The organism is Streptomyces sp. NPDC104202, assembly GCF_055584185.1.
Genome location: NZ_JBVJMN010000018.1, coordinates 87,909 through 100,198, shown reverse-complemented (window position 1 = coordinate 100,198; position 12,290 = coordinate 87,909). Strand labels below are relative to the sequence as shown.

At 73.3% G+C, this 12,290-nt stretch carries 8 protein-coding genes; 2 read left to right on the top strand and 6 right to left on the bottom strand.

Annotated features, from left to right (window positions below; all coding sequences use genetic code 11):
* Nucleotides 1–35: 35 nt before the first annotated feature.
* The 3 genes from ACZ60W_RS14850 to ACZ60W_RS14840 all read right to left on the bottom strand — a co-directional run bounded on the left by ACZ60W_RS14850 (nt 36) and on the right by ACZ60W_RS14840 (nt 7,089).
* Nucleotides 36–506 (bottom strand): hypothetical protein, encoded by a 471-nt coding sequence (locus tag ACZ60W_RS14850; protein WP_469755705.1) that lies wholly within the window; start codon nt 504–506, stop codon nt 36–38.
* Nucleotides 507–608: 102 nt separating this feature from the next.
* Entirely contained in the window at nt 609–4,880 is a 4,272-nt protein-coding gene (locus ACZ60W_RS14845) for a molybdopterin-dependent oxidoreductase (RefSeq protein WP_469755704.1), read from the bottom strand.
* 253 nt (nt 4,881–5,133) lie between these two features.
* The gene (locus ACZ60W_RS14840) at nt 5,134–7,089 is read right to left on the bottom strand and encodes an APC family permease (protein WP_469755703.1); all 1,956 of its coding nucleotides are present in this window, start codon (nt 7,087–7,089) and stop codon (nt 5,134–5,136) included.
* A gap of 346 nt (nt 7,090–7,435) precedes the next feature.
* Here ACZ60W_RS14840 and ACZ60W_RS14835 point away from each other — a divergent pair, with 346 nt between their 5' ends.
* Nucleotides 7,436–8,287, top strand: coding sequence for a bestrophin-like domain (locus ACZ60W_RS14835; RefSeq protein WP_469755702.1), 852 nt, complete (start codon nt 7,436–7,438; stop codon nt 8,285–8,287).
* The gene (locus tag ACZ60W_RS14830; protein ID WP_469755701.1) at nt 8,284–8,676 is read left to right on the top strand and encodes a VOC family protein; all 393 of its coding nucleotides are present in this window, start codon (nt 8,284–8,286) and stop codon (nt 8,674–8,676) included. The genes ACZ60W_RS14835 and ACZ60W_RS14830 overlap by 4 nt, the downstream gene beginning before the upstream one ends.
* Before the next feature lie 73 nt (nt 8,677–8,749).
* Here the strand turns inward: ACZ60W_RS14830 and ACZ60W_RS14825 are convergent, their stop codons facing one another.
* The 3 genes from ACZ60W_RS14825 to ACZ60W_RS14815 all read right to left on the bottom strand — a co-directional run bounded on the left by ACZ60W_RS14825 (nt 8,750) and on the right by ACZ60W_RS14815 (nt 12,207).
* Nucleotides 8,750–9,553 carry a thioesterase family protein gene (locus tag ACZ60W_RS14825; RefSeq protein ID WP_469755700.1) on the bottom strand — a complete coding sequence of 268 codons (804 nt, stop codon included), beginning with the start codon at nt 9,551–9,553 and terminating at the stop codon, nt 8,750–8,752.
* 183 nt (nt 9,554–9,736) lie between these two features.
* On the bottom strand, nt 9,737–11,203 hold the full coding sequence (locus ACZ60W_RS14820) for an extracellular catalytic domain type 2 short-chain-length polyhydroxyalkanoate depolymerase (protein ID WP_469755699.1): 1,467 nt from the start codon (nt 11,201–11,203) through the stop codon (nt 9,737–9,739).
* 173 nt (nt 11,204–11,376) lie between these two features.
* Nucleotides 11,377–12,207: a glycoside hydrolase domain-containing protein gene (locus ACZ60W_RS14815; protein ID WP_469755698.1), complete on the bottom strand. Its 831-nt coding sequence runs from the start codon at nt 12,205–12,207 to the stop codon at nt 11,377–11,379.
* Between the last annotated feature and the right edge of the window lie 83 nt (nt 12,208–12,290).

Genomic DNA, 12,290 nt, shown 5'->3' with positions numbered 1-12,290 from the left:
GTGGTCGGGCGACGGCTGCGTGCCGCCGCGGCGGGTCAGCGGGCCGTCGTCGGCGCCGGTCCGGAGGCGAGGGCGAGGGCGAGCGCGAGGCCGTGGGCGAGCTGACGGCCGAGGTCCGCCTCGGGGTCGGCCCGGACGAGCCGACGGACGGCCTGCATCGCCTCCCACGCGGAGATCTCGGCCAGGGTCCGTCCCCACGACTCGTCCAGGCGGTCGGAGAGATACGCGCAGAACCCGAGCTGAATCGTTCCTTCGCGGGCGCGCTCCTCCTGGTGGGCCTTGAGCGCCGCCGTCAGGAACGCCGTCGCCCGCCGTGGGCCGAGCGCCCCCAGGATGATCCGGAGGTACGGGTCCACCAGGGGGGCACTCGCCGGACGTGGGGCCGGGTGGCCGGGCCGGTCCGCCGGACGCGGCGCCTGGGCCGCGTGTGGGTGGGCGGGACGGGTGTGCGGGTGCGGACGGTCGAGCGGTGCGGACGGCAGAGCATCCCGGTAGTCGTTGGCCATGGGCTCACAGTTATGCGACGTCCCCCGGTGCCGGAGCCCGCGACACGGCCCTCGGCGAGTTCAACGCCCGAACGGACGTGTGGCCCGGGAGCGCCGACCCCGTCAGTACACGTCCCGGACGTAGCGCCGGTCGGCGGCCAGCTGCTTCACCCAGGCCGCCGCGTCCTCCGCGCTCATGCCGCCGTGCCGGGCGACGATGTCGCGGAGCGTCCGGTCGACGTCCTTGGCCATGCGCGTGGCGTCGCCGCAGACGTAGAAGTGGGCGCCGTCGCGCAGCCACCCCCAGAGCACCGCGCCGTGCTCGCGCATCCGGTCCTGGACGTAGACCTTGGTGCGCTGGTCGCGGGAGAACGCGACGTCGAGGCGGTCGAGATGGCCCGCCGCGAGGTGCTCGCGGAGCTCCTGGCGGTAGTAGAAGTCGGTGGCCTCGCGCTGCTCGCCGAAGAGGAGCCAGTTCGGACCCGTGTGCCCGCGGGCCCGGCGCTCCTCCAGGAAGCCGACGAAGGGTGCCACGCCCGTGCCGGGACCGACCATGATCATGGGGACCGAGGGGTCGGCGGGCGGCCGGAAGGCGGGGGAGCGCTGCACGAAGACCTGCACGGGGCCGTCGTCGGCGCCGTCGGCCAGGTAGGTGGAGCAGACGCCCCCGCGGTCCCGCCCCCGGCCGTTGGCGTAGCGGACGACGGAGACGGTGAGGCTGACCTCGCCGGGGTGGGCGAGCGGGCTGGAGGAGATCGAGTACAGGCGCGGCTGCAGCCGCTTGAGGACGCCCGTCCAGTCCGCCGCGGACGCCCGCAGCGGGAAGGCGCCGATCAGGTCGGCCGCCTGGAGTCCCCACCCCCACTTGGCGAGTTCGTCCTTGTTGCCCGGACGCAGGAGCCGCTTCAGCTCGTGGCCTCCGGTGCGGTCGGCGACGAACCGGAGGAGGTCGGGGGTGATGCGGCTGATGTCCAGCCGGGTGCGCAGGGCCTCCGCGAGCGGGACCGTCCCGGCGTCGCCGACCGTGACCGGCTCGTCCGGATCGAGCCCGGTGAGCGCGAGCCACTCGGTGACGAGGCCGGCGCCGTTCACCGGCCAGACGCCGAGCGCGTCGCCCGCCTCGTACGCCAGCTCGCCGCCCCGGGTGTCGAACGAGAACCGCCTCACCTCCTTCTCCGAACCCGGCAGGCTCAGCAGCCGGTTCCCGACGAGCAGGGTCGCGAACGGCGACGTCTTGGAGTACGTGCCGCGGCCCTCGGCGGCCGGGACGGCGGCCGTGACCGGCGCGCGGTCCGGGGCCGGCGGCGGTGGGCCCGCCGGGGCGGCGGCCGGAGCGGCCGCGGTGAGCGAGGCGAGGACGCCCGCCAGCCAGGCGTCCGCACTCTCCTCGTGGCCGGGTTCGCAGTCGGTACGCGGGTGCAGACGGGTCGCGCCGAGTTCCGCGAGGCGCTCGTCGACCCGCCGGCCGTGCCCGCAGAAGTCGTCGTAACTGGAGTCGCCGAAGGCCAGCACGGAGAAGCGCAGGCCCGTCAGCGGCGGGGCGTCCGGGGAGCTCAGCGCCTGCCAGAAGGCCGCGCCGTTGTCGGGCGCGTCCCCGTCGCCGAACGTGCTCGTCACCACCAGCAGGTCCGTCTCCGCGCCGAGTCGGGCGAGATCGACGTCCGTCATCGGGAGCAGCTCCGGTGCGCGTCCCGCGCCGGACAGGGAACCCGCCACGGTCGCGGCGAACTCCTCGGCGTTCCCCGTCTGGGACGCCCAGAGGATCAGCAGGCGGCGGGCGGGCGGCGCGGTCCGGCCGGCGGGCGCGTCCGCCGCTCCGGCCGGGTCCCCGGACCCCGGCGGCCCGGACGGCGCGGCGGTGCGGGAGAACAGGCCGGCGAGGAGACCGTCGACCCAGAGGGCGCGGTCCGGGTCGAGCGGCGCACCGGACGGCAGGACGGGCACCGGTGCCCGCTCCTCGGGCGGCGCGGTGACCGTCGTGGCCGGGCCGGAGAGGCCGGCCAGGCCGGAGACGTACCCCGCGAGGTACTGGCGCTCCGACGCGGTGAACGCGGGCGGCGCGGCCAGGTCCGCGACGCCGAGCAGCGAGGCGAGCAGGGCCCCGGCCGAGCCCGCCGCCGCCTCGCCGACGGCGGCGGAGACGCCGACGGGGGAGGGCCCGGGGTCGGCCGGGACCGCCGGTTCCCCGCCCGTGCGAGCCGGCGGCACCGGCGCCGTCGTCCTGGTGAGGGCGACCGCGCACGCCTTGAACTCCGGCTGGAAGGAGACCGGGTCGACGGCGTCGTTGGTGACGGCGTTGATGCTGAGGTACTCGCCGAACAGGTCGTTCCAGTGGAAGGGCGCGAAGCAGTCGCCCGGCCTGACCCGGTCGGTCACCACGACGGGGAGGACGGCGCGGCCGCGGCGCGAGGCCATCTCCAGGTGGTCGCCCTCGGTGACGCCGAGTGCCGCCGCGTCCTCGGGGTGGACCTCGACGAAGGGCCCCGGGTGCAGCTTGGCCAGCCGGGCCACCTTCCCGGTCTTCGTCATGGTGTGCCACTGGTGCTGGAGGCGACCGGTGTTGAGGACGAACGGATAGTCGTCGTCGGGCAGTTCGGCCGGCGGCAGGTGCGGCCGGGCGAAGAACCGGGCGCGTCCGCTGGGGGTGGGGAACGCCAGCCGGGGCCGGCTGCCGTCCTCGCGTTCCCGCAGGGTCTGGCTGACGCCGTCGTTCACGTACCGGACAGGGTTGCGGTCCGGGCCGTCGGCGGTGGGCGCCGGCCACTGCACGGGCGTGGCGCGCAGCCGCTCGTAGGTCACCCCGCGCAGGTCCCAGCCGGTCTGCGGGTTCCAGGCCCGCTTGAGCTCCTCGAAGACCTCCTCCGCGCTCGTGTACGCGAACGCGTCGCCGAACCCCATCTCGCTCGCGACGCGCGCGATCAGCCGCCAGTCGGGCAGGGCCTGGCCGGGCGGGTCGACGACCCCCTGGACCAGGGTGAGGTTCCGCTCGGAGTTGACCATGACGCCGTCGGACTCGGCCCACAGTGTGGCCGGCAGCACCACGTCCGCGTAGGCGTTGGTCTCGGTCTCCGTGAACACGTCCTGGGTGACGACCAGTTCCGCGGCCTCCAGGGCGGCGATGACCGTCCGGCGGTTGGCGACGGAGGCCACCGGATTGGTGCAGATGATCCAGCAGGCCTTGATCTCCCCGGCCGTCATCCGTTCGAACATGTCGACGGTCCCGGTCCCGACGTCCGTCCGGAGGGTGCCCTCGGGGACGTTCCACAGCTCCTCGACGAAGGCGCGCTCGGCGTCGACGAGGACCGACCGCTGGCCGGGCAGCCCTGGCCCCATGTACCCCATCTCGCGTCCGCCCATGGCGTTGGGCTGGCCGGTGAGCGAGAAGGGACCCGACCCGGGCCGGCAGAGCGCGCCGGTGGCGAGGTGCAGGTTGACCAGCGCGTTGGTGTTCCAGGTGCCGTGGGTGGACTGGTTGAGCCCCATGGTCCAGCAGCTCGTCCAGTCGCCGGCCTCGCCGATCCACCGCGCGGCCCGGCGGATGTCGGCCTCGGCGAGCCCGGTGATCTCGGCGACCCGCGCGGGCGGGTAGTCGTCGAGGAACGCGGGCATGCCCTCCCAGCCCTCGGTGAACTCCGCGATGAACGCCTCGTCGGTGTGCCCCTCGGCGACCAGCAGGTGCAGCAGCCCGTTGAGGAGGGCCAGATCGGTCCCGGGCCGTATCTGGAGGAACAGGTCGGCCTTGTCGGCCGTGGCGTTGCGGCGCGGGTCGACGACGACGAGCTTCGCCCCCGCCTTGACCCGCTCCATCATCCGCAGGAAGAGGATGGGGTGGCAGTCCGCCATGTTCGAGCCGATGACGAGGAACACGTCGGCCCGGTCGAAGTCCCGGTACGAGCCGGGCGGTCCGTCCGCCCCGAGTGACAGCTTGTAGCCGGAGCCCGCGGAGGCCATGCACAGCCGGGAGTTCGACTCGATGTGCCGGGTCCGCACGAAGCCCTTGGCCAGCTTGTTCGCGAGGTACTGCGCCTCCAGCGACATCTGGCCCGACACGTAGAACGCCAGCGCGTCCGGCCCGTGCTCGTCCAGGATCGCGCGCAGCCGCCCGGCCACCGCCGTGATGCCGGCGTCGACGTCCGTCTCGGCGAGTTCGCCGCCGCGCTCGGCCCGGACGAGCGCGGCGCGCGCCCGCCCGCCGGCCGCCATCATGTCCGCGCTGGTCGAGCCCTTCGTGCACAGCCGCCCGAAGTTCGTCGGGTGGGCCTTGTCGCCCGTGGACCGCACCGCCCGCCGCAGGCCCGTCCCCGGGTCGCGCGCGACGTCGAGGACGATGCCGCAGCCCACACCGCAGTACGAGCAGACCGTCCGGACGGCCTCGGTCCGCGAGTCCGACGTCACCGGGACTCCTCCCCCTCAGGAACCATCCGCCGTCCCGACCCGCGCCGGTACGCCGGACCGTGGGAGGTCTCCCACGGCCACGACCGTACGGAGCGCGGGTTTCCGGACCGTCACACCCCACGGGCACCCGGCGTTACACGCCCCGCACGACGGCCGGGAGATTACCGTGAGCGACCTGAGGGCGGGTCGAGGACGGCCGGGGTCCGCCCCTCCCGCCCCCGGTGAGCAGGGCCGGAACGCGGCGCCCCGGCTCTCAGCCGACGTGCACGCGGGGGCGTCGGTCACGGTCCGGCTCCGCCTCGCGCAGGATCTCGCGGGTGACCGGGGCGACCTCGCCCTGGCCGAGGAGGAAGAACCGGAGGAAGTTGGCGAAGGGGTTGCCCTCGGTCCACTCCAGGTAGATGTGGGGGCGGGTGCCGGTGGTGTCGCGGGCGTGCAGGAGCAGCGCGGCGAGCGCGTTGGGCACGGAGGAGGACTCCACGGTCAGGACGCGGAAGCGGTCGTGCAGGACCTCGCCGCGGACGGTCAGCCCCGCCTCGAACTCCGACGGGTCGGTGACGGTGACCTCGACGAAGACGAAGTCGTCCCGCTCCGGGATGTCGTTGTCGGCACGGATCTGCTCGATCTTCTCGCGGTACTCGGCGGCGTCGCGCCGGTCGGGCTCGTTGGCGACGAACCGCGCCGAGCGCCGGGAGACGTCCTGGACGAAGCGCTCGGCTGTCTCGTCCAGCGCGACGTGGGTGACGCGCAGCTCGAAGGCCCGGCCGAGGCGGGAGAGCAGCGAGATCAGGATGATGCCGGCGATGAAGCAGGCGCCGATCTTGACGCCGTCGGGCCGCTCGATGACGTTGAGGACGGTCGTGTAGAGGAAGACGGCGGAGATGACGGCGAAGCCGACGGTCCAGCCGCGCTGTCCGGCCTTGCGGGCGGCGATGGTCACGGCGATCGCGGCGGAGCAGATCAGGACCAGGACGCCGGTCGCGTACGCGCCGCCCTGGGCGTCGACGTCCGCGTCGAAGATCCACGTCACCAGGAACGCGACCAGCGTGAAGACGAGGACCATGGGGCGCACGGCGCGGGCCCAGTGCGGGGCCATGCCGTAGCGGGGCAGATAACGGGGCATGAGGTTGAGCAGGCCCGCCATGGCGGAGGCGCCGGCGAACCACAGGATCGCGATCGTCGACACGTCGTACACGGTGCCGAAGGCGTTGCCGAGGTACGTGTGCGCGAGGTAGGCCAGCGCACGGCCGTTCGCCTGGCCGCCGGACTCGAACTCCTCGTGGGGGATGAGGACGGTGGTGATGAAGCTGGTGCAGATCAGGAAGACGCTCATGATCAGCGCCGCCGTCGTCAGCAGCTTCTTCGTGTCCCGGATGCGGCCGGCGGGCCTCTCCTCGGTGTCCTCCGCGTCGCCCCGCACGTGCGGCATGACGGCGACGCCGGTCTCGAAGCCGGAGAGGCCCAGCGCGAGCTTGGGGAAGACGAGCAGGGCGACCCCGACCATGGCGAGGACGTTGCCGTGCTCGGCGGTCAGCGCCGCGCTCCAGTCGGTGACGACGTGCCCCTCGGTCGCGACGTGCCAGAGGCCGGTGACCACGACGACGGCGTTGAGCGCGAGATAGGTGCCGACGAGGGCGACGGCGACCCCGACGGCCTCCAGGAAGCCCTTGAGGAACACCGCGCCGAGCAGCGCGATCAGGACGAGCGTGATGACCAGCTGTCTGTCGTGGAGGGCCTGCTCCAGGTGCGGGTTCTCCACCAGGTGGGTGGAGGCGTCGGCCGCCGACAGGGTGATCGTGATCAGGAAGTCCGTCGCCGCGAAGCCCAGCAGGGTCAGGACGAACAGCTTGCCCTTCCAGAAGGACAGCAGCCGCGACAGCATCGCGATCGACCCCTCGCCCCGCGGGCTCTCCTCCGCGACCCTCCGGTACACCGGCAGCGCGCCGGCCAGGGTGACGACGACGAGCACGATCGTGGCGACGGGGGAGAGGAGCCCGGCCGCGAGCGCGGCGATCCCCGGCTGGTAGCCGAGCGTCGAGAAGTAGTCGACGCCGGTCAGGCACATGACCCGCCACCACCGCTGGCCGCGGTGCCCGCTGTCGGAGGCCGCCTCCACCGGCCGCGAGGGCCTGCCCCGGCCCATGTCGGAGAGCCCCTCCAGCATCCACGCGCGCAGTCGTCCGGTGGGCGCGTCCGGTGGGGTGGCCATGGTGGTGCTCCTGAGCTGGGATGACGAGGGGGAGGCCGTCGACGGAGGGCCGGTCCGGGCCGTCGAACGGACGGCCGAGCCAGCGTAGGCGGCGCCGGCACGCCCGATCGGCGTCCCGGCGTCAGGAATGCGTCAAGGCCCGTCAGGAAAGCGTCAAGACGCGGCGACCGGCCTCCCTCGATGGGGTGGAACGGCGGGACGTCCCGCCGCAGCGGGGCGCGAGGGGCGCACGCGGGGCGCGCCGCACCGCGCACGGTGGCGGCCCCCCCGGTCCGCCACGACGCCGCTCCGCCCTCATCCGCCGGGCGCGAGAGGGCCCGTCCCGCGGTCCCTAGACTCCCCGCACATGTCGCTCTGGCTGCTCAACCACTTCAGCACCTTCACCCTGTCCGTGCTCCTCGTCGGCGGGGCCGTCGCCCTCGCCGTCGCCGGCAGCGTCCTCGCCCGCCGCCGGTACCCGTCCCTGGCCGAGGGCGAGCACAACGACATGGTGGGGGTGACCCTGGGGATGTTCGGCGCGATCTACGGGATCATCCTCGCGTTCGTCATCGTCACCCTCTGGACCCAGCTGGAGAGCACCCAGACCGTCGTCGCCACCGAGGCCACCGACGTCGCCCTCATCGCCCGCGACGCCGCCGCCTTCCCGCCCCCGGTCCGCGCCCGGCTCGACGACGCCCTCAGCGGCTACGTCCACGGCGTCGTGAACACCCAGTGGCCCCGGATGCGCGAGGGAGCCCCCGACTACGACGCGACCGCCGGCAGCCTCCAGGGCGTCTTCGACGTCCTCCAGTCCTACGAACCGAAGACCACGCGCGAGGAGGTCTTCTACGAGGAGGCCGTCGGCCGCCTCAACGACGTCGCAGCCCAGCGCCGCGCCCGCCTCACCATGGCCGAGCAGGAGCTGCCGCCGCTGCTCCAGGTCCTCGCCTTCGGCGGCGCGTTCGTCCTGGTCCCGCTGACCTTCCTCTACGGCATGCGGCGGCTGCGCATCCAGCTCCTCTTCGTCGCCTGCGTCGCCGGCCTCATCGGCTTCAGCCTGCTCCTCGTCCTCGTCCTCGACCGGCCCTTCGCCGGCGAGCTGAGTGTCAGCCCGGAGCCGTACCGTCAAGGAGCGCTCGCCCCGTACTGGGGCGAGTCGCCGCACACGTCCCCCGACGGGCCGTCCACCCCGGCCCGAGCAGAGGAGAGAACCCCGTGAGGATCCATCTGACCAGCGTCTTCGTCGACGACCAGGCCAAGGCCCTGCGCTTCTACACCGAGGTCCTCGGCTTCGTGAAGAAGCACGACGTCCCGGTGGGCGGCGAGGACCGGTGGCTGACCGTGGTCGCCCCCGAGGAGCCGGGCGGCACCGAGCTCCTCCTGGAGCCCGCCCGCCACCCGGCCGCGCGGACCTACCGCGACGCGCTCGTACGGGACGGCATCCCGCTCGCCCAGTTCGCCGTCGACGACGTGGACGCGGAGTACGCCCGCATGAGCGGGCTCGGCGTCCGCTTCACCCAGGAGCCCCAGCGGATGGGCCCCGTCACCACCGCCGTCTTCGACGACACCTGCGGCAACCTGATCCAGCTCGCCACCGCACCGGCCTGAGCCCTCCCCGTCACGTCCCGTCCGGCCCGCGACGCCGGCCCGCCTTCCGGCCGCACCCCGCCCCGGCCGGGGTTCAAGGCCCCGGCTGGGGGCGGACGGTGAGGATCTGCTCGGCCTGCCCCACCGGCCCGTGGACGTCGTACAGGACGCTGCTGGTGAGCCCCTGGCCGGTCGGGCCGAAGGTGGCGGTGGTGTCGAGGCCGGTCCACCGTCCCTCCGGCTGCCGGTGCAGATGGATCGTCAGGTCGACGTTCGGGAACATCCACGCGGCCGGGTCCTGCTGCACGGCGATGCCGTTCGCCGTGTCCACGAGCGCCACGTAGGAGGCGAGGGCGCTGCTCTCCTCGCCCCCGACGAGGGCGACGCGCGACGACACCCACGCCGTGGTGCGCCCCCTGCGGACCGCGGGGGTGCGCCGGACCTCGATGGAGGAGATGTAGCCCCCGCCCCACTCGCCGTCCATCGCCCACGCGGGGAGTTCGTCGGGCGACGGCACCGACGGGTACGGGCTGTCGGCGACGGCCGACGTGTCGAGGGACGCCAGCAGCCACGCCCGGGCCCGGACCACCGTCCGGCCTCCGATGACCACGCGCGCCTCCAGCAGCTCGATCGTGCGTCCCGGCCGGACCATCTCCACCGTGATCTCGCACTCGTCCAGGGCGATCCGGCCGAGGATGTCGTAGCTGATCCGCGCCAGGGCCATGCCGTCCGCGCGTCCGGCCAGGTGCCGGTCGACCGCGTGCACGACGAGCCCGCCGAGCGGACTGAAGTGCTGCTCGTCGGCGCTCCACGCGCCGCCCGCGTACGCCGTCGGCTTGTAGCGGTTCTCGCCGGTCCGCTCGTAGTAGCTCTCCCGGCCGGCTGTGCCTGTGCTCACGCGTTCCGTCTCCTGGGGCGGGCCGTGCACGATTAGGTGCCTAGGCCACGCATTCTAGGGACCGCGGCGGCCGCGGCGACCGTGACGTCCGCCTCACCCCCGCGGGAGCACGGACGCGTTCCTCATCCCCGCCGGAACACGGAGGCGCGCCCCGCCCGCGGGCGGGGCGCGCCTCCGCCCGCGTCAGCAGACGACCCAGTAGCCCGGGGAGGTCTCCTTCACGGTGCTCGTGGTGAACAGGTTCCACAGGCCGAGGTTCTGCCCCGAACCGTTCGCGTAGGCGTAGCCGCCGGACTGGTGGGCCCGGCCCGCCTGCGTGTGGGCGTAGTTGCTGGCCGTCACGCAGGTCACCGCGCCCGGGGTGGTCGCGCTGACCGTCCCCGACCTGGCGCCCGCCGCCCCGGCCGCGTCGACGGCCGCGACGGAGTAGCCGTAGGTCGTCCCCGCGGTCAGACCAGTGTCGGTGTACGAGGTGGCCGTGACCGGCGCGGTGTCGACCCGCGTGCCGTTCCGGTACACCTGGTACGAGGCGGCGCCCGGGACGGCGTTCCAGCTCAATGCCGCGGTGGTGCCCGTCGTGGCGGCGGCGGTCAGTCCCGTCGGGGCCGGCAGGCCGGGTGCGTCCGCGGCGCCGGCGCCGAGCGCCCGGGCCATGTTCATCACGGCCGTCATCTGCGGACCGCTCTTCTGGGCGTAGTCGGCGGACTTGTACCCCCACCAGTCCCAGCACCCGCGCGGGTTGCCGGACATGGTGGTGGTCTGCGGATAGAGCACGATCATGTCGTTGGTGTCGGCGTACTCGTTCAGATAGCCCTTGTCCATGAGGGCGTCGCCCACCAGGCCGAAGTACTGGTAGCAGCCGTGGAGCGTCACCATCAGCTTGCAGGACGCGCCGTTCTGGCAGCTCACCGGCACGTACGCGAACCCCTCGTTCCCCAGGCTGATCGCGCTCGGGCTGCCGCCGGGGGCGTACGCGCTCTGGTCGAACCGGACCAGCTTCCCGGTCAGGGGCGAGGAGCTCGCCGGCGCCACGGCCCCGAACAGATGGGTCAGCATGTCCTTCACCGGGTCGCCGCCGCAGTTGTTGACGTACGGCGAGTCCGTGGAGGAACAGGAGTTGGGGCCGATCGGGCTGACCCAGGCGTGGCCGGCGGCCGACGTCTTCGCGTAGACGACGTCCGCGCCGAGGTCGCGGTAGTACGTCGCCAGGTCGTCGTTGACCGCCTGCTTGACCGTGGTGTCGCTGGTTCCGTGGAACAGCCACACCTTGTCGCCCGCCAGGTTGGCCACCGGATCGACCTTCCCGGCCGCGGCCCGGTCCCGGGTCAACTGCTCCAGCTGAGCCGGGGTCCTGCGGGCCGTCAGCGTGTCCATGCACCCGTACAGCGCCGTGTTGAGGCTGTTCTGCGCGCAGTCGTAGGCGCCGGCCGAGAAGATCCCCGCGCCCCGGAACACGTCGGAGTAGGCGACGTGCATCTGGTTGGCCATGAACCCGCCGGACGACAGGCCGCTCACGTACGCCGCGTCGATGCTGTACCGCTGCAGCGGTCCCGGGGTCGGCGCCGGCACGGCGGCGGTCGCTCCGCCGACCGTCGATCCCGCGATTCCGGCCGTCGCCAGGACGGCCACGACAAGCTGTCTGATCTTCATGCGCGTCTCCAGATGGGGGTGGGGATGCGCACATCCTGGTGACCCTCCGTGGCCCCGAACACAGGGCGTTCCCCCACTTCCCCGGGGCGCAATGTGGCGCGCCTTGCCATAGGAACGACGACGGCCGCCCCCGGGGAGGGCGGCCGACAGGCGATACGGAGCAGGCGCGGCCGTCAGCCGACGAGGGCGACCGGGGCGTCCCAGGCGTTGCGGTCGACGTTGATGGTGTGACCGCCGCGGGTCTCCTTGCTGTTGGCCTTGTACTGGTGCCCGCGGCTGTGGTCGGTGTACAGCTTCGGGTCCCAGGGCCAGTCCCTGGTGGTCGTCTCCTGGCCGTTCCACAGGGCGTACCAGAGGTTGCCCGGCAGGTCCGTGCGGTCCTTGGCCGTGGCGACCGCCTTGGCGCTGGAGCTGCTGAAGCCGTAGAGCCCGGCGCGGTAGGTCTTGGCGCGCAGGGTCTTGGTGAAGGACCGCACATAGGTCAGCGTGGCGTCGTTGCACGCCTTGTCGGTGACGTCGTACGGCTCCATGTTCAGGTAGACGGGGCTGCCCGGCTTCATGCCGAGCGCCGCCGCCCTGGCGACCGCGTCGTTGGCGTTGCTCGCCCCGACGGAGGCCGCGGTGGCCGCCGTGAACCTCTCCTTGTTCCCGCTCTTCTGGCACGGCGGCTGCGCGCCGACGTAGAGCGGGATGATCCGCCAGCCCATGGTGTCGACCGACTTCACCCACGTCCTGGTCAGGTTCGGCTGCGCGCACCCGCGGTTCTTCCCGCCGATGTAGACCGCGATGCCGCCGTAGTACCCGTCCTTCCGCCACGCCGTCATCGCCGCCGACGAGGGTGCCGTGCAGGCGTCGAACGCCCGGCCCGTGAACGTCCTCTGCGCCGGCCACGCCGTGGCCGCCGTCGACACCTGCGCGGCCACCCCCGCCCCCGCCACGACCACGACGCCCGTCGCCGCCATCGCCACGTAGCGCCCTCTTCTGGACAACCGGTGCTTCGCCATTCCCCACCCCAAGTGACATCCCACCCCGGCCCTCCGGAGCCCGGCCAGCCTATCCACCACCACCCCACCGGTCCCCGCGGTCC